Raw genomic sequence first — 24817 nt, forward strand, 5'->3', positions numbered from 1 at the left:
CCAGCGTTGCTGACCCCCGCTGGCCCGCTACAATGGTGCGACTCTTAACACCCCACGACGACCCCGGCGTGTTGCCGCAGGCCGCCGCCGCTCGGATCTAGAAGGACGCCCCCGCCGATGCCCACCCCCGTCACGCAGCTAGAGCTCGCCCGCGCCGGCGAAACGACCCCCGAGATGACCTACGTCGCCGAGCGCGAGGGCGTCTCTGCCGACGTGGTGCGCGACGCCGTAGCCAGCGGCCGGATGGTGATCCCCGCCAACCGGGTGCACCTGGCCGGCCGGCTGGAGCCGATGGCGATCGGCCTGGCAGCCAAGTGCAAGGTGAACGCCAACATCGGCAACTCGGCCGTCACCAGCGACATCGACGAGGAACTGGAGAAGCTGCACACCGCGGTCCACTTCGGCGCCGACACGGTGATGGACCTCTCCACCGGCAAGAACATCGACGGCATCCGCGAGGCGATCATCGGCGCCTCGCCCGTGCCGATCGGCACCGTGCCCATCTACCAGATGCTCGAAGAGCTCGGCGGCGACATCGAGGACATGCGCCCGCAGCACTTCCTGGACATGGTCGAGCACCAGGCCAAGCAGGGGGTCGACTACATGACCATCCACTGCGGGCTGCTGTACGACCACCTGCACCTGACCACCGGCCGGGTCACGGGCATCGTCAGCCGCGGCGGGTCGCTGATCGCCAAGTGGATGATGACCCACCGCAAGCAGAACCCGCTGTACGAGGCGTTTGACGACCTGTGCGACATCATGCGGCAGTACGACGTCACCTGGAGCCTGGGAGACGGACTCCGCCCCGGCAGCGTGGCGGACGCCAGCGATGAGGCGCAGTTTGCGGAGCTGGACGTGCTGGGCGAGCTCACCATGCGCGGCCGCGCCCGCGGCACGCAGGTGATGGTCGAGGGCCCTGGGCACGTCCCGATGAACCAGATCCAGATGAACATGGAGCGCCAGCAAGAGGTGTGCGACGGCGCCCCGTTCTACGTGCTGGGCCCGCTGGTCACGGACATCGCGCCGGGCTACGACCACATCACCAGCGCCATCGGCGCGGCGCTGGCCGGCTGGCACGGGGCGGCGATGCTGTGCTACGTGACGCCCAAAGAGCACCTGGGGCTCCCCGAGCGTGAAGACGTGAAGCAGGGGATGGTGGCCTACAAGATCGCCGCCCACGCGGCCGACGTGGCCCGTGGCCGTCCCGGCGCCCGCGACCGCGACGACGCGCTGAGCAAGGCCCGCTTCGAGTTCGACTGGAACGAGCAGTTCCGCCTGTCGCTCGACCCCGAAACGGCCCGCGCCTACCACGACCAGACGCTGCCCCAAGAGACCTTCAAGAGCGCCCACTTCTGCAGCATGTGCGGGCCCAAGTACTGCTCGATGAAGATCACCCAGGACATCCGCAAGATGGCCGACGCGGGGCAGTTGGTGGAGTTGGGTGTGGAGAAGGGCTAGCGGGACGGCGCCTGAAAACCTCTCGCAGAGACGCGGAGACGCAGAGGGACGGCATGAATGACCAATGACCAAGCCTGAATGACCAACTTGCGATCGCTTGCGCGGTTTGGTCATTCGGGCTTGGTCAGTGGTCGTTTTTTCTCTGCGCCTCCGCGCCTCTGCGAGAGGGATTGGCTTCCCATCTCTGCTGCGTCGGCGGCTCGCCTTGTCGGTTTGATCGGGATGGGGGATATTCGTTCCCTATGCCAGAGCCCACCGAAAAGCCCGCCTCGCGTAATTTCATCCAGCAAGCCATCGACGCCGACCGCGCCGCCGGGCGGTTCGACAGGCGTGTCCACACGCGCTTCCCGCCGGAGCCCAACGGCTACCTGCACATCGGCCACGCCAAGGCCATCTGCCTCAACTCGGGGCTGGCCCGCGAGTACCAGGGCAAGTTCAACCTGCGGTTCGACGACACGAACCCCGCCAAGGAAGAGCAGGAGTACGTCGACTCGATCCAGGACGACGTGCGCTGGCTCGGCGCCGACTGGCAGGACCGGCTGTTCTTCGCCAGCGACTACTTCGATCAGCTCTACGCCTGGGCGGTGAAGCTGGTCGAGGCCGGAAAGGCGTATGTTTGCGACCTCGATGGCGAACAGATGCGCGCCTACCGCGGCACCCTCACCGAGCCGGGCCGCGACAGCCCGTTCCGCGGCCGCACGGTGAAGGAGAACCTCGACCTGCTGGCGCGGATGAAGGCGGGCGAGTTCCCGGACGGCGCCCGCACGCTGCGGGCCAAGATCGACATGGCCAGCCCCAACGTCAACCTGCGCGACCCGGTGATGTACCGCATCAAGCACGCCCACCACCACCGCACGGGCGACACGTGGAGCATCTACCCGTCGTACGACTACACGCACGGTCAGAGCGACTCCATCGAGGGGATCACCTACTCCATCTGCACGCTGGAGTTCGAGAACCACCGCCCGCTGTACGACTGGTTCTGCAAAGAGCTGGGGATCCACCACCCGCGGCAGATCGAGTTCGCCCGGCTCAACCTCACCTACACGGTGATGAGCAAGCGCAAGCTGCTGCAGCTTGTGCAAGAGAAGCACGTCGCCGGCTGGGACGACCCCCGCATGCCCACCATCCGCGGCCTGCGCCGCCGCGGCTATACGCCGGATTCGATCCGCGCGTTCTGCGAGCGGATCGGCGTCGCCCGGCAAGACAGCACGATTGAGATGCTGTGGCTGGAAGACGCGGTCCGCGAGCACCTGAACGATACCGCCCCCCGCCGGATGGCGGTGCTGCGGCCGCTGAAGGTCGTGCTGACGAACCTGGGCGAAACCGAGACGATCGACTGCACGCTCCCCAACCACCCGCAGAAGCCCGAGCTGGGCGAGCGCGCCGTCACCCTGACGCGCGAGCTGTACATCGAGCAGGACGACTTCATGGAGGAGGCGCCCAAGAAGTTCTTCCGCCTCAAGCCGGGGGGCGACGTGCGGCTACGCGGCGCGGGCATTATCACCTGCGACGAGGTGGTGAAGGACAAGTCGGGGGAAGTGACGGAGCTGCGCTGCACGTTCGACCCCGACCACAGCCGCAAGGTGAAAGGAACGATCCACTGGGTCAGCGCCCCGCTGGCGCTCGACGCCCAGGTGCGGCTGTACGACCACCTGTTCAAGGTCGAGAACCCCGACGCCGCCCCGGAGGGGAAGACGTTCCTCGACAACCTGAACCCGGAGTCGCTAGAGACGCTCACCGCCAAGGTAGAGCCGTCGCTGGCAAAGGAGCAGGGGGGCGAGCGGTTCCAGTTTGAGCGGCTGGGGTACTTCTACACCGACCCGATCGACTCGAAGCCTGGCCATCCGGTGTTTAACCGCACGGTGACGCTGCGGGATGCGTGGGGGAAAGAGCAGGGCCGCGGCTGAGCCGCGGGCCCGCGGCCGACATGGTGGCGGTCAGCGCCAGCAATACGCCAACCAGCCCGCAGGGTTCGGGCACACGCTGGTAGACGCTAACGCCGATCATGGCCAAGTTCCCCTGAATTGCGACTGCGGTCGAGTAGGGTAGCGTCGCTTCGATACGCCCGGTGGGCAGGTCGTAGATCGTTCCGTTCACGATCAAAAAACGCCCATCGGCGTCCATCGAGCCCGCGGTGCTTGAGCCCATAGCTAACGTATAAACCAACTCGTGGGTATCGAGACGAAAGACGGACACGGATCCGCCGCCTTGGGGAAGCGGCGCCAAGATCGCCGCAAAACCGTCTCCCAAAGCGACTTCCGAGCCGAATTGCGGCGATAGCGGGATGGGGTTGGGGTTCTCGAATTCAGCAAGCAACTCTCCCGTCGCGATGTCGTAGAGCTGCGCCTTGTCTGTAGCGGCGCCGCCAGTCAACACGAAATCCTGGTTAGCATCAATCGATTGAACGCCATCAGGGGCGTCGATTTTTCTCACAAAGCCGCCGTCCGCAGCATCGAAGAGGTAGACGCCCGGGTTCTGGAATGCGATCGCCTGGACCACGGCATAATCCGGAGTAAGCGCCACGTCTTGCCCGAACCAGAAATCGCGGCCGATGACTCCGTCTGGCGCGGTCAGTTTCGCGATCGGCGCGTTGGTTGCGCGATCGAATAGGTACGCCGCCCCGGGAGTGGGGCTCCCTTCCTCGTCGTCGCCAATCAGGATACGGTCCGCGGAGATCGCGGGGTACCAGAAGAAACTTCTTTCGGGTGGACTGGTGGGCAGGAGCTCAACCGGTGGAGAGAGGGAGCCGACGGTCGTATGGAAAACCCTCGTCGAGTAAGGCGAAGTGTAGAAGCCCGACGCAAGCAGCCCGCCAGAATGCACGGCCACACGTGTGCCAAACGGTTCTACTCCTGGAGGAAGCTGCACCCGATCGATCAGTCGCCAGTCGCCGGTGGCGTCTAGCCCCACGCTCTTCTGTGTGAACGTGAAAATCGCTAGCAGCACCCCGATGCCGCTGATCGACCGACGTCTAAACTCTGTCGCCATCTGGTTCGCTCTTCCCTGGGGATCACCGAATCGCGCCGCCAAGCAGGACCGCTGGGCACGCTGGATAGCCCGATCCTACCATGGCCCGCCGGGGCGGGAAATTCGATGGTTGTCGCCGCCGGCCCTCACGGGCGGGGGAGCGGGGGCAGCAAAATGGCAGGACGCGGGGGAGCCGATTTCGGTTCGACCGCCTAAGATCTGGGAGCGCAGAACCATTCGACCCCCGGGTCGGCGGGCGCCGTACGGTGACACTCCGCGACCCGTCGGGTAAAGTCGACAAGGAATTAGAACCATGTTTGCCCACGCCGGCCCGCCGCCCTCTAGTTGAGCTACCCGCGTGTTCTCTACGGCGCCCGATTCTCCGGACTTCGACGCCCGGCATGAGCAGTTCCGGCTCATGCTCGACTCGCTGCCGGTGCTGATCTGCTACATCGACCGCGGCGGCGTGTACCGGTTCGCCAACGCCGGGTACCACGCGTGGTTCGGGCTCGACAACGGCGACGTGGTCGGGCGGCGCATCGAGGAGGTGGTGGGAGAGCAGGCGGCCCGCTCGATCGACAGAGAGGTCCAGCGTGTGCTTGCGGGCGAGCGCGTCACCGTCGACCGGCGTATGGCCTATCGGCACGGCGGCCCGCGCGACGTACGCATCGAGTTCGTGCCGCACCGCGAGGGGGAGGTCGTTGCGGGTTACTTCGCCCACATCCAAGACGTCACCGCGTTCAAGCAGGCCGAGCGCGAGCTGCGCGAGAGCGAAGAGCGGTTCCGCGACCTGGCGGACAACATCGCGCAGTTCGCCTGGATGGCGGACGGCGAGGGATCGATCTTTTGGTACAACCGGCGTTGGTTTGAATACACCGGCACGGAGCTGGAGCAGATGCGGGGCTGGGGCTGGCGCAGCGTGCACCACCCAGACCATGTTGACCGCGTGGTGGAGAAGTTTGCCGCGTACGTCGAGGCGGGAGAGCCGTGGGAGGACACCTTCCCGCTCCGCTCTGCCGAAGGCGGCTACGGCTGGTTTCTCTCTCGGGCTAAACCGATCCGCGACGCGACCGGGAAGGTGGTCCGCTGGTTCGGGACGAACACGGACATCACGGAGCTGCGAGACCTTGACCAGGCGTTGCAGGACGCCGACCGCCGCAAGGACGAGTTCCTCGCCACCCTGAGCCACGAGCTGCGCAACCCGCTGGCGTCGGTGATCGGCGGCTTGCAACTGCTCGAACGGATCGGCGATGAGACGCCCGAGCAGGCAGAGGCTCGCCGCACGATCGACCGCCAGGCCCGGCTGATGAACCGCCTGGTGGACGACCTGCTGGACGTGTCGCGGATCGTACGCGGCAAGGTGCGCATCCGGCGTGAGCCGCTCGACCTGGGGGCGCTGCTGATCGAAGTGGCCGAAGACATCCGCCGCGAGCTTGAAGAGAAAGACCTGCGGCTTTCAGTCGACGTCGAGACCGGCGCCTTATGGTGTCGCGGCGACCGCGAACGTCTGCGTCAGATCGTGCAGAACCTGCTGCAGAACGCCGCCAAATTCTCCCACAGGGGGGGCGAGATCTGCGTGCGGCTCGAGGGCGACCCCGGCGCCGGAGTCGCGCAGATCACCGTTCGCGACACCGGCATCGGCATGGACGAAGCGACGCTCGGCGCGTTGTTCGAGCCGTTCTCCCAAGCAGACGCGTCGCTCGACCGCAGCCTCGGGGGACTGGGCCTGGGGTTGGCGATCGTGCATGGTCTGGTAGAGCTGCACCGCGGCCGGGTCTGGGCGACCAGCCAAGGCCCCGAGCAGGGGAGCACGCTCACGATCGAGCTGCCTCTGTGTGAGCCCGCGGCCGATCCATCCCCCCCGACAGACGCCAAACCAGACGCCAAACCAGACGCCGATCCGGGCCGCAACCCGCCGGCCGCCAGGCCGCTGCGGGTGCTGTTGATCGACGACCGTCGCGACGCCCTGTTCCCCATCGTCAAGTGTCTGGAATCCGAGGGGCACGTCGTGCTGACCGCGGACGATGGTCTGGCCGGGATCGAGAAGGCGCGGCCGTTCAAGCCGCAAGTAGTGGTCTGCGACATCGGGCTCCCCGGCGTCGACGGGTACGAGGTGGCTCGCCGGCTCCGTGCAGAGGCGGGCTTCGAGCAAACCCTCCTGATCGCGCTGACCGGCTACGGGCAGCCCGAAGACCGCCAGAAGGCGCTCGACGCGGGGTTCAACGTCCACCTAGTCAAGCCGGTGGACCTCAACGAGTTGCTTGGGCTGCTGGCCCCCGTCGCGGGGAGCCGCCCCTAGCCCGCTGTGGCGCCAGCGGCGAACCTTTGAGCCCCGCAACGACTCTCTGCTAGCGCCCATCGGTCGGACCCGGTGGTCCCCACCCGCCGCGTCTACGGTTGAACCATGCTCGCCAAGACCATCCACGCCTACCGAGTCGCCTTCAGCGGGCTGCCGCGCGAGGTGTGGCTGCTGACGGCCGTGCTGCTGGTGAGCCGGTGTGGGACGATGGTGCTGCCGTTTCTGGCCGTCTACCTCAATCAGGAGCAGGGCTACTCCGAGCCCGCGGCGGGGCGGATGCTGGCGGTCTACGGCGCCGGTGCGATCTTTGGCTCGTACTTCGGCGGGCGGCTTGCCCAGCGGGTTGGCGCGCTGCGGGTGGTGGCCGGGTCGCTGCTACTGAGCGCGCCGGGGTTCTTGGCGATCCCCTTTACGACCACCTTCTTCGGGCTCTGTCTGGCGCTGCTGTACCTGAGCGTGGTGATCGAGGCCCTACGCCCCGCCGTGACCACCGCGGTGAGCCTGCTGAGCCCACCGGAGGTGCTGCCACGGGCCTTCGCGCTGAACCGGCTGGCGTTCAACCTGGGCTTCAGCGTGGGGCCCACCGTCGGCGGGATCCTGGCGCACTACGACTACCGGCTGCTGTTCTGGGTAAACGCCACGTTCGCGGCGCTGGGGGGGCTGACGGCCATCGTGCTGTTCCGCAAACAGTTGGTCGTCGGGCTGAGGCCGAACGAGCCGGCGCCGCTGCACATTTCTGCCGGGCCGTTGCGCGACCGCACGTTCTTATGGTACCTGGGCTTGCAGCTCGCCTCGGCGATCGTGTTCTTCCAATTGATCTCGACGATGCCGCTGTACTGGAAGAACGAGTACCGGTTCGAGGAGTCGCAGATCGGGCTGCTGTTCGCGGTGAACACGCTGACCATCGTCTGCTTCGAGATGGTGTTCATCAACGCCGTCGCCCGGCACCGCACGCTGCACCTGATCGCCGTGGGGACGCTGATCGTCTGCTTCGGGTTCGGGCTCACGGCCCTCGGCCGGACGTTTCCGTTCGCGATCGGCGTGGTGCTGGTGTGGACGATGGGGGAGATGCTGACCGCGCCGTTCGGCTTCACGTACGCGGCGGGGCGGTCGGACGCGTCGAACCGGGGCGCCTACATGGGGCTGATGGCGATGACCATCTCGATGGCGCTGGTGCTCGCCCCGCTGGTAGGCACGGCGCTGTACGCGGTGAGCCCCAGCCTGCCCTGGTACGGCGCGTTCGTGATGGCGGGGGTGCTGCCGGTGGGGTACTTGTTGCTCGACCGACGGTGACGTGCGACGTGATAAAGCGGCCAGCGGTCCGCCATCAGGTTCCAGCTTGTCAGTTAACCTCTACCAAGCTGACCGCTGAGAGCTGATCGCTGAGAGCCAGATCCGAAGTATGCGTGGTCGACGTATCTGCTCGGGGCGATCAGTCGAGCGTCTCCAGCACGGCCGCAACATTCGTCCGCCCGCCGTGCGACTGGCTCACCTCGGCGAAGACGATCTCGCCCTCGGAGTTGATCACGAACGTCGCGGGGTAGGCCGTCTCGCGGGGCGCCTTCCAACGCAGGTGGTACTTGTTCGTGAACTTATAGGCCGGATCGATCAGCAGATGAAAACTCTTGGGGAGCTTCGTATCGCCGACAAACTCGGAAGCCCGCATTGCTAGCTCGTTCTTTGGGCCGGGGTAGACCATGACGACGCTTGCGCCCGCCTTGCCGAGGGCGTCTGCTTTGGCGACGAATTGGGCGACCTGAGCCGAGCAGGCGGGGCACTGGTAGCCGGGGTAGCCCCGCAGCACGACCAGCACGACGGGGCCTTGCTCCAGCAGGCCGGCCAGCTCGACCAGCGACTCGTCAGATTGCGGCCCCGGCTTGGCGTTGTACGGGAGCAGCTTGAAGCTGGGGGCCTCGTCGCCGACCTTCGGCGGCGTGGGATTGGTCTTGGTCGGGGCGGCGGGTTGTGCGAGGGCGGCGCTGGTGGGTGTGGCGACACAAAACAATAGGGCGGTTAGACGAAGCGTGTGGTGGCTCATGGAAGCAGTCTCAAGTTGTGAGAACTATACTGCGTTAGCTCAGCCGTGTTGGACAGCGGCAGGGCCGGCCGAGCAACGCTTTCGCAGGTTAGTGTGGACATCGCATCCTGCTCGATCACGCCCAACGCAACTCACTTGCGCAGGATTCGCACGATTTCCAAGAATCTGTCCGCACCGACTTCCGAGACAAGCTGAAATTGTCCGAAGTCTGCAGATTGGCCGCTGTTGTAGTCTGTATATCCCATTCGTACATCCGTTCGCCGCCATTCGATGCCATTTTGATCGAGCCGGTCCTGTACCAACTTCACAAAATCCTCCGCCACGTAAAGCCCATACGTTCCGTCGTCATTAATTGTCGAGATGATATTCTGCATAGTTCCTTCGTAGGCAATATAAAGGCGTACTTAGATCGGGTGAAGCTAGTCACGTCGATGAGAGGTCGGCCGAAGGCAGTTTAGAACTACGTGGCGATCACTCCGCCAAGAATGCAAAAAGTGGCCCGTTGCTGGGCCTTCATCTAATTTCAACTCCAAATAGCCGTTTGACTTCCAAGCCAAGTTTCGACCATCCCCATAGGTCAACATCCGCACGAACTCCGAGATTAATGGCGGGCTTTGTAAAGTGAGAAGTTGTAATCACGGTACAACTGTTGCACTTGTAGAACTGTTTTGCACCGAGAACTTGGTTTACGTCAGATACGGACACGAGCGTCGATTCCGCGTAGCGCTTCACCTGGACAGCAACTCGTTGCGGTGCTCGGGTCGCAACGAAGTCTGCACCGTAGTCGCCAACATACGCCGTCTTCTCGATGCTGTACCCATCCTTTAAGAATACGGCCGACATAATCGTCTCAAAATCTTCAGGATGCACCATCGAGAAACGGTGTGGCCCGTATTCCTTGATGATGTCGATGATCCGAGATTTTGAGAAATCAATGCGAACCTGAATGTTCGATGTCTTTGTAGACTTTGTGTACTTTGCAATGTGCCCAGAAAACGTACCGATAAAAGTCATCGCCAGCGCCGCAAGCTTCTTGTCCGATCCGCTCGCCAGCCTTCCGACGGTTGCGTAAACTTCTTGTGGGACCTTTGGGTCGATGTCGTAGTTTTCTCTGCAATACGTGACATAGAGACAAAGAAAATCAATGGCATAGCCCCGAACAAAATGCGGGCAATCTTCGCGAGCTATGATTGTGAATAGGGCATTTATGGCCGCTATGTGCGCATCTGAATCTCGATCGTCGTCGTATTCTGTTAGCACAGTGACTATGAGTTCACCCATTCGGTAAACAAGTCCCTCCGGGCGGTTCCTTTTGCGAAGTATGGCGGGGTCGCATTTTAAGAACGCACTTTCAATCGCCTTGAGTGATTCCACTGTTCCGATCAGTCCAAGGCATTCTATGGCGGCGCATGCAACGTGCGGATGCCGAGATCGAGCATAGCGTCCTAGTAGCTTCAGGTGCGGCGCAATGGACTCCGGCGATCGTTTGCCAATTGCTAAAAGTCCATTCGCTGCCCCTGCTGCGACTCGCGGATCGCCGTCGAGCTGAGAAATGAATAGAGCTATCGCGTCGGTGTGATCCATGTCAGGTGAAATCACAGATGGTGAAGAACAGTCAATCGACATACGGTCAGCGAGTGTAATGAGCCTGAGCGTGGAATGTTTGCTCTATGTCACTTGAAAGTCCGCTCGAAGAACGTCGAATCAATCCGCCCTTCGACGAACGCCGTGTGGCTGAGGAGTTCGCTGTGCAGGGGGGGAGTCCCTTCGGTCGTTATGGTGTCCGTCCGCCGATTTTGGCCAGCCAGCGCTTCAGCGACGCCTGACTCTCGCCCGAGGGTTGGCCCGCGAGCAGGTTGACCACGCTGATGTCTTCGTCGAGGTCCGGCCAGTGAATCCCGTTTCCGCCCCCAATTAATCTCCAGTGCCCGCGCTGCTCGGTTGTGCCGTGTAGCAGGCGTGGATACCAAGCGATCGGCGCAGAAATGGAACGGCCATCGGAAAGAGATACGAACAGCGTATCTTCATCGACCCGAACGTTCGTGGCTGTCGGGGTCGGCGTTTCAACCGTGGAAGAACTCATTCCAGCTCTCCAGTAGGGCGGCTTCGATTCCGGCGATCATCTTTTCGAGGGCATTGACTTCGTTTGCAGCGAATCCGTGACTTCGCGCGATACGCACCGGATCGAGCCAAAACTTGGCCTCGCAGTTATCGCGTTCGACATGGACGTGCGGCGGTTCGTCTCGGTCGCCGGCGTAGAAGAACAGCCGGTAAGGACCGGTCCGATAGACTGTCGGCATTGCTCCATCCTACGGTCCACCCCCGCGTGGGGCCACTACTGCCCCATAAACGTCCGCTCAACGAACGTCGTATCAATCCGCCCCTCGACAAACGCCGTGTGGCTGAGGATCTCGCGGTGCAGGGGGGTGGTGGTCTTGATCCCCTCGATCTTGAGCTCGGCTAGGCAGCGGAGCATTGTGGCGATGGCTTCTTCGCGCGTCGCGCGGTGGACCAGCAGCTTGCCGATCATCGAGTCGTAGTGGGGGGGGACGACGTAGCCGGCGTGGGCGTGCGAATCGAAGCGCACCCCGAAGCCGCCGGGGGCGATGAGCTGCTCGATCCGGCCCGGCGAGGGCTGGAAGTTGCGGGCCGGGTCTTCGGCGTTGATCCGGCACTCGATGGCGTGGCCGTTGCGCGGGACTTGGTCTTGGGTGATCCACAGCGGCTCGCCCGAGGCGATGCGGATCTGGGCCTTGATGAGGTCGATGCCGGTGATCAGCTCGGTGACCGGGTGTTCGACCTGGATGCGGGCGTTCACTTCGATGAAGTAGAAGTTGCCGTCGCCGTCGACGATGAACTCTACCGTCGCGGCGTTGTGGTAGCCGGCGGTGAGGATGAGGTTGCGAGCCGACTCGCACATCTGCTGGCGGGTCTCTTCGCTGATGCTGGTGCTGGGGCTCTCTTCGATCAGCTTCTGGTGGCGACGCTGCGTGCTGCAGTCGCGTTCCCACAGGTGCACCGCGGCGCCGTGCTGGTCGGCCAGCACCTGCACCTCGACGTGGCGGGGGTGCTCGATGTATTTCTCCAGGTACACCGCGCCGTTGCCGAAGGCGGCCTCGGCCTCGTTGCGGGCCTGCTGCAGGGCGCTCTTGAGCGACAGGTCGTTGCCGGCCACACGCATGCCGCGGCCGCCGCCGCCGGCGGTCGCTTTGATGAGCACCGGGAAGCCGACCTCGTGGGCGAAGCGGAGGGCTTCCTCTTCGGTCTCGATCACTCCTGCGCTGCCGGGCACCACGGGGACCCCCGCCTTGCGGGCGAGCGAGCGGGCGGTGTTCTTGTCGCCCAACTGGGCCATCGCCTCGGGCGAGGGGCCGATGAAGTCGATCTTGCAGCTTCGGCAGATCTCGTTGAAGTGGGCGTTCTCGGCTAGGAACCCGTACCCCGGGTGGATGGCTTGGACGTTGCCAACCTCGGCGGCGCTGATCACGCTGGCGATCTTGAGGTAGCTGTCGGAGGCCTTGGCGGGGCCGACGCAGATCGCCTCGTCGGCGAGCGTCAGGTAGTGGGCGCCGCGGTCCGCCTCGCTGTAGATCGCGACCGACTCGATCCCCATCTCACGACAGGCCCGGAAGATCCGCAGGGCGATCTCGCCCCGGTTGGCCACGAGGATCCGTTGGTACATGAGGGCTCAGCTTACGGAATTAGCCACTGAGCAGCTAAGAATGGGACACGGATGATCGCGGATGACGCGGATTCAGAATGATATTCCCAGGTATCCGCGTCGATCCGTTTCATCCGTGGGAATCCGTGTCCTATTCTTCGTCTCGGTGGCTCTGTGATGAAAATACAGAGGGGCTACTTCTGGACGCGGAACATCGGTTGGCCGAACTCGACGGCTTCGCCGGTTTCTACCAGGACCGCCATGATCTTTCCGGAGCACTCGGCGGGGATCTCGTTGAAGACCTTCATCGCTTCGACGATGCAGACGGTGGTGTCGGGGCCGACCTGGTCGCCGACCTTGACGAACGGGGCGGCGTCGGGGCTGGCCGCGTTGTAGTACGTGCCGACCATCGGGCTGGTGATGGTGTGCAGCGAGGCGTCGACGGCCGGGGCCGCGGGGGCGGCCGGCGGGGCGGAGGGGGCCGCGGGCTGGGCCGCTGCCGGTGGAGCGTAGCTGGCGGGCGGGGCGGGGGCCGCCTCGACCGTCTTGCGGAGTCGGATACGCTGCTGGCCCTGCCGGAGGTCGACCTCGGCGAGGCCGTGCCGGTTCATTAATTGCACGAGCCGGCGGACGCGGCGGACGCTAAACACGCCCCCCCCACCCGAACCCTGCTCGGGGCCGGAACACGCTGCTTGATCCTTCGCTGCGTCGGTCGGACCGGCGCTGGCGTCGGCGCCCGTACGGGACCCCGACGCGGGTTGTTTTTTTGCGGTGGCCATAGTCCGGCAGCGTAACCCGAGCGGGCCAGGGCGGCAAGCCCTAACTCACGCAGGGGGAACGGGTTCAGGCGGGGGAGAACCTCTCGCGCCATGTCGCGGAAGCGTAGCCAATCAGGAGGGCGTTGTGGCGAGCATCGGCCTGCCGGCAACCGGCCGGCATACGCCGAAAAAGCGGGGTGACCGAGTGCCGACTCCTAGTTCAGCACGCACTGCTCGAGCTGCTTCGGGACGGTGGTCAGCACCTCGTTGCCGGTGCGGGTCACCAGCACGTCGTCCTCGATGCGGATCCCGCCCCAGCCCTCGAAGTAGACGCCGGGTTCGACGGTGACGATCATCCCGGCTTCGAGCAGCCCCTCTTCCCCCTGCGCCAGCCGGACCCCCTCGTGGACCCGCAGGCCGATGCCGTGACCGAGGCTGTGGCGGAAGTTCTTGCCGTAGCCCGCTGCCTCGATAACGTTGCGGGCGGCCGCGTCGACGTCCTGGAGCTTGGCGCCGGGCTTGATCGCTTCGATCGCGGTGAGCTGGGCTTCTAGGACGACGTTGTAGAGCTTTCGGAAGCGGTCGGTGACGCGTCCGGTGACCACCATGCGCGTGATGTCGCTGACGTACCAGCCAGAATTGACGCCCCAGTCGAACAGGGCAAAGTCGGCCTCGCCGAACCGGACGTTTGCCGGGCCGTAGTGGGGCAGGGCGCCCCCCGGGCCGACGCCGATGATCGGCGGGAAGCTCAGCCCCCGGCCGCCGAACTTGCGCGCCTGGTACTCGAGCTCTGCGGCGGCCTCTAGCTCGGTCATGTCGGGCCGGAGGCCCGCCCGGACCACCTCGAACGCGCGGCGGGCCTGATCGCAGGCCAAGCGCACCGCGTCGATCTCTTGCTTGTCCTTGATCCCGCGGAGCTGTTCCACAAGCCCGTCGCACGGCTCCAGCGCGACGTCCGTCAGGGCCTCGGAGAGTGCGTTGTACTCGCCGACGGTCATCGTTCCCCCCTCGACGCCGACCTTGCCGAGGCCCCATTTGGCGAAGACGTCGACCAGGGTCGCCTTCATCTTTTGGCCCGATTCGCGCACCACCAGCTTCAGCCAGGGGCAGTCCTGGGCGAGTTGGAGCGGAAACCGCGAGTCGGTGACCAGCAGCTCGTCGTCCTGCGAGATCAGCAGGTAGGCGCTGTCGCCGGTGAAGCCGGTGAGGTAGGTGACGTTCAGCGGGTCGGAGACCAGCAGCGCGTCGACCTTGGCCTTGCGGACGAGTTGGCGGAGCTTCTTGCGGCGCGGTTCAAGCGGATTCATCGGCCAGCGGGGCTTGGGGGGGATGGGCGTGCTGCTAACGGAGCGGCCCGAGTATCCGGCCCCGGCGGCTAGGCTTCAACCCGCCGAGCCGCGGCCCGGGCCCGCCAGGCGCCCATCGTTAGCACCGCCAGCAGGGCGGTGGCGATGCCCGACGGCTCGGGGACGCCCACGGCGCCGACGCCCAGGATGGCCTGGGTGGCCGAGGCCCCGATCGTGCCGCCGAACGCCACGCGGAGCAGGGCGAAGTCCTGCAGGTCGGTGAGGCCGTCGAAGTTGAGGTCGCCCTTCTTCCAGCTCAAGATGTCGCCGACGCCGGAGCCGTTGTCGCTCCGCCACCCGGCGATGAAGGCCGAGATATCGTCCGTCGCGGCCGAACCGCTGCCATCGCCGGTGACGACGCCGTCGAGGTTGACGTCGCCCAGTTTGGAATACCCGTACAGGCCCAGGTTGGAGTAGGAGGAGTAGTCGTTGGAGAGCAGCTTGTTGATGTCGGTGCTGTAGGAGGCGAGGTCCGAGAAGAAGACGAGCATGTCGTCGAACGCGTACTGGACCGGGATATTCAGCATGTCGTAATTAGGCGTGAAGCCGGGCTGGTAGAACTTGACTGCGTGGATGATGCCGGCCAGCTTCCATTGGCCCTGGCCATTCTTCCAAAAGACTGCGGACCCAGAATCGCCGCCAAGCGCTGTCACTTCGTGCTCAATTCCGCCATCGAGATCGAACTGAAAAGCCCGGGCCACGATGTCGCCGCGCGCTGGATCGGTAAGACGGATCGTTGCGGACGACCCTTGGTTGAACAGTTGGCCGACGTTTGAAACGACGTTTCGACCCCAGCGGCGGGTCTCCTCCGCATTGTCGATATCTGCTACCGCATTGGTGGTGCGCACGGCCCGCACGTTCAAGGACGCGGCGAGTACAGGGTCGTACTGCGGGTTTCCCGGGGTTATGCGGGGGTCTCCTTCAACGTACTCCTGCGACCAAGTCCAGGCTGCTCCCGAGAGGTTCTTCTTGTCAACGGCATAGCTCAGTTCGACCGAATCGTTCAGCACGCTTTGGCTGCTATCGAACGGGCGGATGCTATTCTTGATCCCTCCCCGTCCGATGACAGTCAACTGCTGACCAACTGCGGGCCCTGTAGTAGCGATCGATATTGGCTTGACGTTGGGGTCGTCTGCCTCGGGCTTGCCGTCGATGCGGTACATCCACAGGTCGGAGAACTCCGAGTAGCCCCCTGAAGTGGGGTTCTTCAGACGCACCTCGGTTCCCGGCACAACGTTGTAAGAACCGCCTTCAAGGTGCAACGCTTGAGACTGAAAGTTGTTGACGTGCCGCGCCGTCAGGACCCAGCTATTGCCAATGTAGATCATCCCCTGCGAGCCGCCGACCGGTACGTTGGTCCATCCCGGATCGTCGGTTGGCCGTTGCGAGGAAGCACTCGGGTCCCCCGCGATGACCAGCGCTTCTGCTTCGCTCAACAGAAGCAAGCTGAAAAGTGATGCCGCTAGCAGCGAACGCAGCCAGACCCACGCAGGAGCGCACTTTCGGTGAAGCATGTTGAAGTGGGTGGACCGGGGGGTCTGAAGCGGGGTGGGACGAGCGCGACGGGCGGATGCCCAGTCGGTCTCCCTTCATGCTAGCCGACAGCGCCTGATGGTCAAGAATTCTGCCGAGCCCCGGCCGCGGCGTTTGCGGCTCGCCAGCGGCGCCAGCGGGGCGATTCTGACTAGAGCGGATCGGCGAAAGGGCGTAAAAGCCCACCGGGAAGCGGCTGTCGGGACGGTCGAAGCCAAAACGGGCTCATTCGACCGTAGGGGTGGCGCCGATTAGGACGATTGGGCGGAGGAGTCTACGCCCACGCCCCGACCGATCAACCGGTAACGAAGGACGCCACGGTGTCGAAAATCACGCGAATTGCAGACTGGGTTCTCAAGCTGCCGCTGGTGTGGGGCGGGCTCGCCTGCCTGGGGTTCTACGCCCTGGTGCTCAGCGGAGTGATCGCATCGCCGCTCTTGATGCGGTACACCACACGCGACCCGGTTGAGTACGTCACGATGGCGCTCTTCTTCGTGGGCGCCGCTGCGCTGCTGATGCGCCTGAGCGGCGTGCTGGGGCAGATGAGCGTGCTCACGCGCAGGCTGCTCGATCCGCCCCCCGCCGGCGGACAGCCGGTTGAGGACGCCGCGCGCCTGCTGGCGCAGCTCGACGAGGCCCCGGCCAGGTTCCAGCAGTCGTATTTAGTGCGTCGGCTCCGCGACGTCGTGGAGTACGTCCGCCGCAAAGACTCCGCGGACGACCTCGATTCCCACCTGCGTCGGCTCGAAGAACAAGACGCCGACCGCATGTCGGCCGGCTACGCGCTGGCGCGTATCGTCATCTGGGCCGTGCCGATCCTCGGCTTCCTGGGCACGGTGATCGGCATCACGCTGGCCATCATGAACCTCAATCCCGAGGCGCTAGAGAAGTCGCTCACCACCGTCACCGCCGGCCTGGGCGTGGCGTTCGACACCACGGCCCTGGCGCTGTCGCTGTCGATCGTGCTGATGCTCGTGAAGTTCTTTGTGGAGCGGACGGAAGAAGGCCTGCTGACCGCCGTGAACCAGCGGGCGTTCGACGAGGTGACGGGGCGATTCCAGCAACTGGGCACCGGCAGCGACCCGCAGGTGGCCTCGATCGGCCGGATGTGCGACCACGTGGTGCGCGCGGTCGAAACGATGGCCGCCCGCCAGGCCGAGGTTTGGCGGACCACCGTCGACGAGCAACGCCTGCAGTGGGAGTCCGCGGCACAGCAGTCGCGTCTCGCGTTGGCCCAGACGGTTGAGGCCGCCGGCCAGCACTGGCAGAGCGCCGCGGCACAAACCGGCGAGCTGCTCACCGAATCCATTTCGGCCGGGTTGGAACAGAGCTTGGGCGCGCACGCCTCGGCGTTGTCCGACGGCGCAGCGCGCCACGGCGAACTGCTCACCGCGGCCCTCGACCGTCAGATGGCGGGGCTGACCGACCGTGTGTCGACGCTGGCGCAGACCGCAGAAACCCACGCCGCTTCCCTGACCGAAGGGGCGGTGCGGCACGCCGCGCAGCTCGAGTCGGGCGCGCAGCAGTTGGTGGGCCGGCTCAGCCAGGGGCTCGAGAAGATGGCCGAGCTGCTAGTCGAGGCGCTCCAGCGTCACGGCGAGCTGCTCACCCAGGCCGAGCAGGACCTGGCGAGCGAGAACCGCAAGCACCTCTCCGAGGTCGAGGCGGCGCTCGGCGAAGCGATGGTCGTCTCTGCCGATCGTCAGGAGAAGCTGATCCAACAGAGCGAGGCGCTGCTGAAGGAGATGCAGGTGGCGCTGGTGGAGACCGCCGGCGCCGCGGTGGAGCACCAGGAGCAGCTCGTCAAACAGGGCGAGGTCTTGCTCCGCGTGGTCGACTCCACCGGGCAGGTCCAGAAGCTGGAGAACTCGCTCAACCGCAACCTCGACGCGCTGGGACGGGCGCACAACTTCGAGGAGACGCTCCTGAGCCTGTCGGCGGCGATCCAACTGCTGAGCGCCCGAGTCGGGCGAGGCGTCAGCGAAACGGCGCCGCGTCGCGAGGCGGCCTGAGCCCGCCCGCCCGACGTCTGCGACCGACCGATCCCGCACCCCTGAGCCGCCATGAGCCGCGCCAGCCAGTCCGACCATTCGAGCGCGGTGTCGCTCTTCCCGTTCCTCGCGGTGCTGCTGTGCACCATGGGGGCGCTGGTGGTGCTATTGGTCGCCATGAGCCACGTCTCTCGGAGCCAGCGGGAGCTCGCCGAGGCGAAGCCCGCGGACGACCCGGCCGCCGCCGAGCGGATCGAGCGGATGGCGCAGATCAACGCCTATCAGCAGCGTGCCGATCAGCAGCAAGCGGGGCTGTCCGGCAAGCTCAAAGACGACCAGCAGCGGCTCCGACACTTGGAGGACCATATCCGTCGGATGCACGACCAGTTGCAGTCGCTCAAGATCGCGCTGGCCGAGCTGCAGCAGATTGACGAGGAGCACTTCGACGACCGAGCACAGGCCGAGCGGGAGCTCCAGCGTCTCCGCGAGCTGATCGAACAGACTAAGCAGGAGATCGAGCAGCTTGAAGCAGAACGCGACAAGCAGGCCAAGAGCTACTCGATCGTCCCCTACAAAGGGCGCAGCGGCACCCTGCGGCGGCCGGTGTACATCGAGTGCCGCAAGGACCGCGTGACGCTGCAGCCCGAAGGGGTCGAGCTGGGCCCAGACGACTTCACGCCGCCGCTGGGCGTGGGCAACCCGTTGGCGGCCGTGCTGCGGTCTGCCAAGGAGTACTACGGGCGTCTGGACGGCGGCGACGGCTACAACCCCGAGATCGAGCCCTACCCGCTGCTGATCGTCCGCCCCGACGGCATCGCCGACTACTACCGTGTCCGCGAAGCGATCCGGGCGTGGGACTCCGACTTCGGCTACGAGCTCGTGAACGCCGATTGGGAGCTCGCCTACCCGACCCCGAACCCCGACCTCGCGGCCGCCGAGCAGCAGGCGCTCGACAGCGCCCGCTCGCGTCGCGAGATGCTGGCCCGGGCGATGCCACGCGCCTACGGCGGCGGGGGGCACGGCGCTGGTGGGAGTGGCTTCGCTTCGTCCGGCGGACGCGGCGAGCCTCAGCCGTACGACCAAGACGTGATGGGGGGCCCAGCGGGCGCAGGCTTCGGCGCCCCGCTCGCCGGCGACGAAGGGCCGGGCGCCTTTGGCGAGCAAACCGCGGCCGAAGGATCGCCCGCGGGAATGGCCGGCGGCGGGTTCGCGGCGGCGGGGGTCGCCGGCGCGCAAGGCCCCGCGAGGGACCCCTCAACACAAACGGGCGAGCCGGGCGCCCCGGGCGAGCAAGGCCCAGAACGTGGCGACGCAGCGACCGGGTCGAAGGACCCAGCCAACGCGAGCCCAGACAAGCTGGCCCAGCAGCCCAGTGCGGCTCAGGCGGGGCAACCCCAGCCGAGCCAACAGCAGCCCGGCGGGTCGCCCCCCACCGGCGCGGTCGCTAGCGCCGCCGGCGCAACCGGCGGCCCCGGAGGAAAGCCCAGCAGCGAGTCGGGCGAGCCGTCGCAGGGGGGCGCCTCGGCCTCGTTTGATATGAACCAACGCAACAACACGAACGGCCTAACCAAGACCGGCGTCAGCGGACCCGACGTGGTCTCGATCCGCCGGCCGGTAAGGCTGTTTGTCGAGGCCGACCGCGTGTCGATCGTGCCAGAGGAAGGCCGCGCGCGGGCGTTCGCCGACGCGAAGAACGACTCGGAGACCTTCGCCAACGCGATCCGCAAAGAGATCGACTCGTGGGGCGCGGCCGGGCGTGGGCTCACCTGGAGGCCGGTGGTTACGATCAGCGCCTCTCCGGAGGGCGCCGCACGCGCGGGCGGGCTGGCGCGGATGCTGCGTCAGATGGGTCTCGACGTGAACTACGCCGACGCGGCGCCGGCGACCGCAGGCAACGTTTCCCCGGAGGGGTCTCGTGGCACGCGCTAGGTCGACCGAAGAAGAGTTCGCAGGTCAGGACTCGTTCCTCGACGTCATCGCGAACATCGTCGGCATCCTCATCCTCTTGGTGATGGTGGTGGGGGTCCGCGCGTCGCACCACGCCGCATCGGACGGCCCCGCGCCGGCGGTTGCCGCCGGGCCGACCGAGGCCGAGATCGAAGCGGCCTTCGAGCGGGCCCGCGCCACGCTGCGCGAGAACGCGCAACTGGCGCAGAAGGGGGCCGCGTCGCAGGCCGACGTGGCGTTCCGCGAGGCAGAGCGGGACGAGACCGTCAAGTTCATCGCCGAGCTGGAACAAGCGATCGCCGCCGAACGCGAGCAGTTGGGAGAGAACCAGCGGCGCAACTTCGACCAACGCCGGCAGTTGGGCGACGCCCAGTTGGAGCTCGATCGGCTCGCACGCAAGCAGGTAGCGGTGGCGTCGCTCGCGACCGAGGTCACCACGATGGAGAGCCTCCCAACACCGCTCGCCGAAACCGTCAGCGGCGACGAGGTCCACCTCCGCCTGGCCGGGGGCCGGGTGTCCATTGTGCCGATCGAAGCGCTATTGGCCACCGCCAAACGCGACATGCAAGACAACCTGTGGCGTCTGCAGGACCGCGACGAGGTGGAGGGCTGGGTCGGCCCGATCGATGGGTACCGGATGGTCTACGGGCTGCAGAAGGGGACCGTGAGCATCCCGGGCCGCGGCACCGGCACGATGGTCCGCAGCGTCGGGTTCGAGCTGCAGCCGCAGACCGAAGCGATGGGCGTCCCCGTCGAAGACGCCATCCGCCGCGACTCGCTGCTGGCCGCGATGCTGGCGCGTCGCCGACCCGAGAGCACCACGGTGACCGTGTGGACCTACTCCGACAGCTTCGACGAGTTCCGCACGCTCAAGAAGCAGCTCTTCGAGTGGGGCTACGCCACGGCCGCCCGTCCTCTGCCGGACGGCGTGCTGATCGGGGGCTCGCCGAGCGGCAGCAAGAGCTCTGCGCAGTAGCCGGGTGGGTAGCGCAGCGCCGCCGGCAGCACACTGCTGGCGAGCCGTCGGCGTCAGCCGCCGGAGCGTCGGCGATTGCGACGCGAGACGCACTCGGGCGCTTCGGGAGGCGCTGCGTTTTGTGTGACGCACCGCGGTTTGGCGTGGCGCACTCCGGCGGCTGACGCCGACGGCTCGCCCGCAGGGGGGCCTCTCTCGTGTTCCTCAGCCTAACGGTGTTCCTCGCTTGAGAGATAAATACGTGCGCGACCAACGCTTCATTGCCGTCCACCGGGGCGGGCCGCTCGGGATCGTTCAGCACCGCCTGCTGGCCGCTTGGGCAGCTGACTGCGCCGAGCGGGTGCTGCCGCTGTTTCTGGCCGCTTGCCCAGAAGACGACCGGCCAGGCGCTGCCATCGCGACGGCCCGCGGGTGGTCTCGCGGCGAGGTCTCTGTCAGCCAATCCCAGAAGGCAGCGGTCGCCGCCCATGCCGCGGCCCGCGCCACGACCAACAAGCCGGCAATCGCAGCGGCGCGGGCCGCCGGCCACGCGGTTGCTACCGCCCACATGGCTGATCACTCATTGGGGCCGTACTACTACGCACTCAAGGGGATCGCAGCCGCGGGCGGGTCGGTCGACGGCGAGCGGGCCTGGCTGCTTCAGCGGCTGCCGGCGGAAGTGCGGGAGCTGGTGGTCTCGGGCATCCATAGGCGGTTTGGAGAGCGGCAGCCGTAGGCCGGCGGGCGGGCGTTGGCGGCCGCCGTCGGCGCGATTACTGGGGGTTGGGGCTCGGCGACTCGGGGGCTGCTTCTTGCCCAGGGAAGCTCGCCCGCAGCACCAGCATGCCGGCGCCCACCACCAATAGCGCGTCGGCGATGTTGAAGTTGGGCCAACGCCAGCGGTCGCTGGCCTGCCACAGCACCCAGTCACGCACGGCGTAGATCGGTTCGCCGATCTGGTGACGCGGCTCGTGCGGCCAGTCGACCCCCCACACCAGGCCCGGCATGCCGACGCGGTCGTACAGGTTGCCCAGCACGCCCCCCATCACCAGGCCGAGCGCCACGGTCATCCACAGGTCGAGGGCCACCCGCAGCCCGAACAGCCAGATGGGGATCGCGACGGCGGCCAAGGCGCTCAGCGCGGCAAACCAAGGCGTGGCGCCCTGGCCCATGCCGAACAGCGCCCCTTCGTTCAGGCTGCGCTGCACGCCGGCGATGCCGTCGATCCACCACAGGATGGCCCCACCCGCCAGCGACGGCTGAGCGAAGGCCCAGTGCTTGGTGGCTAGGTCGATGGCGCACCCGGCCGCGGCCAGCGTGGCAAACACCACGTACCGGCTGGCGGGGATGCGCGTGGGGGTCGGGGCGTCCGTGCTCACCACTGGTTTCCTTGCTTGGGAACGACCCAGGAGGTTCTACCACAGAGCCGCAGAGAGCACCCAGACGCAAAAACCGAGCGATCCGCAGACCGATGCCGCCAAAACACGGACCCCCATCTGCCGATCGGTGTCCATCCGCGTCTGGCGGCGTAGGCTGCCTCGCTCAGTTTCCGTCTCTGGGTCCTCCGAGACCCCCTGGTACATCGCGCCGCTTTACGCGCCCTCGAGCGCTTCGGCGCACTTGACGCACACGGGCGTGTAGGGGATGGCGTTCAGGCGTAGCTTGGGGATCACCCCGCTGCACTCCACGCACTTGCCGTACTCGCCAGCCGCGACCCGCTGCAACGCCTGGTCGATCAGCGAGACGGTGTCGCCTTCTGTCTGCGCCAGGCTGAGCGTGAATTCTTGCTCGAAGTTGTCGCTGCCAAGCTCGGCCATGTGGATGGGCATGGAGGAGGTTTCGCCGTCCATTCGGCCTTTGCCGAGGGCGGCGTTGGCCATGGCGGTTACGTCTCCCATCAGGCGGGCCCGCAGCACGTTCAGGCGCTCCCGATACACCAGCATGTCAGCCTTCTTCATCGCGTTCTCCGTCGGAAAAAACGCCTGCCCAAGCGGCTTGGCGCTGGCCGATCTTTTCGGCATAGACTCTCCATCCTAAACGCCGGCTCGCGGAGCGCCTACAACCGTGGAACAAGGCCGAAATCACCGAGAAAACGCGGCCCAAACGGCGATAGGCCGCGAAAATGCGCTAAAAAACGCAAAAGAGAATAGAATTAAGTCGTCCCGCGGCGCGCCTGCACCCCGCCGACCCGCGAGGCGCGTGCGAGCACAGCGCGGGGCGGCCGGCTTTTTGGGGCTTTTTTCTGCCTGCCGGCTGCCGAAGCTAGGTAAGATTCGACAGCCCCCGCGCCGTAGAACGACGCCCGTTGCGGCCTCTGACGCGGGCCGGTAGTATGAACGTAAGTTGTTGAAGTCGTTGATCTTAATGCGATTCTTGGTCCGCCCGAGGAGTTGGCCCCGTGCCTACGACCGCCCAGCCCGTCACCAACCAGCCGACCACCGGGCTGGCGTACCAGCAGTGCATCATGCCGCGGTGCGGCGCCCAGTACAGCGTCGACGAGGTCCGCACGAGCTGCGACGCCTGTGGCTCGCTGCTAGACATCGTGTACGACTGGGACGCGCTGCCCGTGCCCAAGACGCTCAAGTGGTTTGAGTCGAAGTGGTCACGCCGCAACGAGCCGCTGTGCCGCAGCGGCGTGTGGCGGTTCCACGAGCTGCTGCCGTTCGCCCCCCCCGAGGCGGTGGTCACCATCGGCGAGGGGCAGACCCCGCTGATCCTCACCAACGGGGTCGCCGACTACATCGGGCTGAACCACGACCGGCTGTACTTGGAGTACGAGGGGATGAACCCCTCGGGCAGCTTCAAGGACAACGGCATGACGGCCGCCTTCACGCACGCCCACATGACCGGCGCCCAGCGGGCCGCCTGCGCCTCGACCGGCAACACCAGCGCCTCGCTGGCGCTCTACTGCTGCAGCAGCAAGCTGATGAAGGCGGTCATCTTCATCGGCTCGGGCAAGATCAGCTACGGCAAACTGTCGCAGGCGCTCGACTACGGCGCGCTGACCGTGCAAATCGCCGGCGACTTCGACGACGCCATGCACCGCGTACAGCAGATCTCCAAGCAGCTTGGCATCTACCTGGTGAACAGCGTCAACCCGTTCCGGCTGGAAGGGCAGAAGACGATCATGTTCCGCGTGCTTGAGAGCCTGAACTGGGAGGTGCCGGACTGGATCGTGGTGCCGGGCGGGAACCTGGGCAACTCCAGCGCGTTCGGCAAGGCGTTCCACGAGCTGCACCAGTTGGGGCTGATCGAGCGGATGCCGCGGATCGCCATCATCAACGCCGCGGGCGCCAACACGCTGTACGAGCTGTACGAGAACCGCGGCCTCCGCTGGAACAAGGGGGAGCCCGACACGAGCATCGTCAACGGCTACTACGCCGAGCTGGACTCAGAAGGCAGGCGGGCCGACACCATCGCCAGCGCGATCGAGATCAACCGCCCCGTGAACCTGTACAAGTGCCTGCGGGCGCTCGAATGCACCCAGGGCGTGGTGCGTGAGGTGAGCGAGCAAGAGATGCTAGACGCCAAGGCCCAGGTGGGCGCCAACGGCATGGGCTGCGAGCCGGCCAGCGCCGCCAGCGTGGCGGGCGCCAAGCTGCTGCGGGAAGAGGGGGTGATCGGCCGCGACGAACGCGTGGTGTGCATCCTTACCGGCCACCAGCTCAAGGACCCCACGGCGACGGTGGCCTACCACACCGCCGACCAGAACGAGTTCAACCGCGTGCTAGGAAGCCGCGGCGTAAGCCGGGCCGCGTACGCCAACCGGGCCGTGCAAGTAGAGAACGATCTGGACGCGATCGTGCGGGCGATTCAGCTCAACAGCTGAATAGGCTGCCTTTCTATCAACGACCGCAA

21 protein-coding genes are annotated in these 24817 nt (G+C 65.9%); 9 read left to right on the forward strand and 12 right to left on the reverse strand.

The window, feature by feature from the left end; translation table 11 throughout:
- Positions 1–117 precede the first annotated feature (117 nt).
- The gene (gene thiC, locus Pla175_RS05565; protein WP_145281928.1) at positions 118–1461 is read left to right on the forward strand and encodes a phosphomethylpyrimidine synthase ThiC; all 1344 of its coding nucleotides are present in this window, start codon (positions 118–120) and stop codon (positions 1459–1461) included.
- A gap of 242 nt (positions 1462–1703) precedes the next feature.
- Entirely contained in the window at positions 1704–3371 is a 1668-nt protein-coding gene (locus Pla175_RS05570) for a glutamine--tRNA ligase/YqeY domain fusion protein (protein ID WP_145281930.1), read from the forward strand.
- Here Pla175_RS05570 and Pla175_RS05575 read toward each other — a convergent pair.
- Positions 3316–4452 (reverse strand): YncE family protein, encoded by a 1137-nt coding sequence (locus Pla175_RS05575; protein WP_145281932.1) that lies wholly within the window; start codon positions 4450–4452, stop codon positions 3316–3318. The genes Pla175_RS05570 and Pla175_RS05575 overlap by 56 nt on opposite strands.
- Positions 4453–4789: 337 nt before the next feature.
- Here Pla175_RS05575 and Pla175_RS05580 point away from each other — a divergent pair, with 337 nt between their 5' ends.
- Together Pla175_RS05580 and Pla175_RS05585 are read left to right on the forward strand one after the other, a co-directional pair.
- A complete protein-coding gene (locus tag Pla175_RS05580) occupies positions 4790–6730 on the forward strand; it encodes a hybrid sensor histidine kinase/response regulator (protein WP_145281934.1) in 1941 nt (646 codons plus the stop codon).
- Between the two features lie 105 nt (positions 6731–6835).
- The gene (locus Pla175_RS05585; protein WP_145281936.1) at positions 6836–8023 is read left to right on the forward strand and encodes an MFS transporter; all 1188 of its coding nucleotides are present in this window, start codon (positions 6836–6838) and stop codon (positions 8021–8023) included.
- A 139-nt stretch (positions 8024–8162) separates the two neighbouring features.
- Here Pla175_RS05585 and Pla175_RS05590 read toward each other — a convergent pair whose 3' ends face one another.
- The 9 genes from Pla175_RS05590 to Pla175_RS05630 form a co-directional block, all read right to left on the reverse strand.
- Positions 8163–8768: a redoxin family protein gene (locus Pla175_RS05590; protein WP_145281938.1), complete on the reverse strand. Its 606-nt coding sequence runs from the start codon at positions 8766–8768 to the stop codon at positions 8163–8165.
- A 131-nt stretch (positions 8769–8899) separates the two neighbouring features.
- A complete protein-coding gene (locus Pla175_RS05595) occupies positions 8900–9142 on the reverse strand; it encodes a hypothetical protein (RefSeq protein WP_145281941.1) in 243 nt (80 codons plus the stop codon).
- 139 nt (positions 9143–9281) lie between these two features.
- Positions 9282–10352 (reverse strand): restriction endonuclease, encoded by a 1071-nt coding sequence (locus tag Pla175_RS05600; RefSeq protein ID WP_197527288.1) that lies wholly within the window; start codon positions 10350–10352, stop codon positions 9282–9284.
- 190 nt (positions 10353–10542) lie between these two features.
- Positions 10543–10851 carry a DUF2442 domain-containing protein gene (locus Pla175_RS05605; protein ID WP_145281945.1) on the reverse strand — a complete coding sequence of 103 codons (309 nt, stop codon included), beginning with the start codon at positions 10849–10851 and terminating at the stop codon, positions 10543–10545.
- A complete protein-coding gene (locus tag Pla175_RS05610; protein ID WP_145281947.1) occupies positions 10832–11068 on the reverse strand; it encodes a DUF4160 domain-containing protein in 237 nt (78 codons plus the stop codon). Before Pla175_RS05610 ends, Pla175_RS05605 begins: the two co-directional genes overlap by 20 nt.
- Before the next feature lie 35 nt (positions 11069–11103).
- Positions 11104–12450, reverse strand: a complete 1347-nt coding sequence (gene accC, locus Pla175_RS05615; protein ID WP_145281950.1) for an acetyl-CoA carboxylase biotin carboxylase subunit — start codon at positions 12448–12450, stop codon at positions 11104–11106.
- A gap of 173 nt (positions 12451–12623) precedes the next feature.
- Positions 12624–13208, reverse strand: coding sequence for an acetyl-CoA carboxylase biotin carboxyl carrier protein (gene accB, locus Pla175_RS05620; protein WP_145281952.1), 585 nt, complete (start codon positions 13206–13208; stop codon positions 12624–12626).
- Between the two features lie 194 nt (positions 13209–13402).
- Positions 13403–14494, reverse strand: coding sequence for a M24 family metallopeptidase (locus tag Pla175_RS05625; RefSeq protein ID WP_145281954.1), 1092 nt, complete (start codon positions 14492–14494; stop codon positions 13403–13405).
- A 68-nt stretch (positions 14495–14562) separates the two neighbouring features.
- Entirely contained in the window at positions 14563–15969 is a 1407-nt protein-coding gene (locus tag Pla175_RS05630) for a hypothetical protein (protein WP_145281956.1), read from the reverse strand.
- Positions 15970–16386: 417 nt separating this feature from the next.
- Between Pla175_RS05630 and Pla175_RS05635 the strand changes: the two genes are divergently transcribed.
- The 4 genes from Pla175_RS05635 (at position 16387) to Pla175_RS05650 (ending at position 21695) form a co-directional block, all read left to right on the forward strand.
- Positions 16387–18078 (forward strand): MotA/TolQ/ExbB proton channel family protein, encoded by a 1692-nt coding sequence (locus tag Pla175_RS05635; protein ID WP_145281958.1) that lies wholly within the window; start codon positions 16387–16389, stop codon positions 18076–18078.
- Between the two features lie 51 nt (positions 18079–18129).
- The gene (locus Pla175_RS05640; protein ID WP_145281960.1) at positions 18130–19986 is read left to right on the forward strand and encodes a hypothetical protein; all 1857 of its coding nucleotides are present in this window, start codon (positions 18130–18132) and stop codon (positions 19984–19986) included.
- A complete protein-coding gene (locus Pla175_RS05645) occupies positions 19973–20980 on the forward strand; it encodes an HlyD family secretion protein (RefSeq protein WP_145281962.1) in 1008 nt (335 codons plus the stop codon). The genes Pla175_RS05640 and Pla175_RS05645 overlap by 14 nt, the downstream gene beginning before the upstream one ends.
- A gap of 226 nt (positions 20981–21206) precedes the next feature.
- Positions 21207–21695 (forward strand): putative immunity protein, encoded by a 489-nt coding sequence (locus Pla175_RS05650; RefSeq protein WP_231954202.1) that lies wholly within the window; start codon positions 21207–21209, stop codon positions 21693–21695.
- Between the two features lie 37 nt (positions 21696–21732).
- Here Pla175_RS05650 and Pla175_RS05655 read toward each other — a convergent pair whose 3' ends face one another.
- The gene (locus tag Pla175_RS05655; protein WP_197527289.1) at positions 21733–22338 is read right to left on the reverse strand and encodes a signal peptidase II; all 606 of its coding nucleotides are present in this window, start codon (positions 22336–22338) and stop codon (positions 21733–21735) included.
- A gap of 213 nt (positions 22339–22551) precedes the next feature.
- A complete protein-coding gene (locus Pla175_RS05660) occupies positions 22552–22917 on the reverse strand; it encodes a TraR/DksA family transcriptional regulator (RefSeq protein WP_145281968.1) in 366 nt (121 codons plus the stop codon).
- 440 nt (positions 22918–23357) lie between these two features.
- On the opposite strand from Pla175_RS05660, the gene thrC reads away from it, so the two are divergent.
- Positions 23358–24788, forward strand: a complete 1431-nt coding sequence (gene thrC / locus Pla175_RS05665) for a threonine synthase (RefSeq protein ID WP_231954206.1) — start codon at positions 23358–23360, stop codon at positions 24786–24788.
- Positions 24789–24817: the final 29 nt, after the last annotated feature.

It is taken from the genome of Pirellulimonas nuda, assembly GCF_007750855.1.
Taxonomy (GTDB): Bacteria; Planctomycetota; Planctomycetia; order Pirellulales; family Lacipirellulaceae; genus Pirellulimonas; species Pirellulimonas nuda.

Bases quoted from the DNA above. Each gene is read 5' to 3' on its own strand.
- thiC (WP_145281928.1), top strand. From the start codon at position 118: ATGCCCACCCCCGTCACGCAGCTAGAGCTCGCCCGCGCCGGCGAAACG.
- Pla175_RS05640 (WP_145281960.1), top strand. From the start codon at position 18,130: ATGAGCCGCGCCAGCCAGTCCGACCATTCGAGCGCGGTGTCGCTCTTC.
- accC (WP_145281950.1), bottom strand. From the start codon at position 12,450: ATGTACCAACGGATCCTCGTGGCCAACCGGGGCGAGATCGCCCTGCGG.
- Pla175_RS05570 (WP_145281930.1), top strand. From the start codon at position 1,704: ATGCCAGAGCCCACCGAAAAGCCCGCCTCGCGTAATTTCATCCAGCAA.
- Pla175_RS05600 (WP_197527288.1), bottom strand. From the start codon at position 10,352: ATGGATCACACCGACGCGATAGCTCTATTCATTTCTCAGCTCGACGGC.
- Pla175_RS05625 (WP_145281954.1), bottom strand. From the start codon at position 14,494: ATGAATCCGCTTGAACCGCGCCGCAAGAAGCTCCGCCAACTCGTCCGC.
- Pla175_RS05575 (WP_145281932.1), bottom strand. From the start codon at position 4,452: ATGGCGACAGAGTTTAGACGTCGGTCGATCAGCGGCATCGGGGTGCTG.
- Pla175_RS05610 (WP_145281947.1), bottom strand. From the start codon at position 11,068: ATGCCGACAGTCTATCGGACCGGTCCTTACCGGCTGTTCTTCTACGCC.
- Pla175_RS05585 (WP_145281936.1), top strand. From the start codon at position 6,836: ATGCTCGCCAAGACCATCCACGCCTACCGAGTCGCCTTCAGCGGGCTG.
- Pla175_RS05660 (WP_145281968.1), bottom strand. From the start codon at position 22,917: ATGAAGAAGGCTGACATGCTGGTGTATCGGGAGCGCCTGAACGTGCTG.
- Pla175_RS05595 (WP_145281941.1), bottom strand. From the start codon at position 9,142: ATGCAGAATATCATCTCGACAATTAATGACGACGGAACGTATGGGCTT.
- Pla175_RS05605 (WP_145281945.1), bottom strand. From the start codon at position 10,851: ATGAGTTCTTCCACGGTTGAAACGCCGACCCCGACAGCCACGAACGTT.
- Pla175_RS05590 (WP_145281938.1), bottom strand. From the start codon at position 8,768: ATGAGCCACCACACGCTTCGTCTAACCGCCCTATTGTTTTGTGTCGCC.
- accB (WP_145281952.1), bottom strand. From the start codon at position 13,208: ATGGCCACCGCAAAAAAACAACCCGCGTCGGGGTCCCGTACGGGCGCC.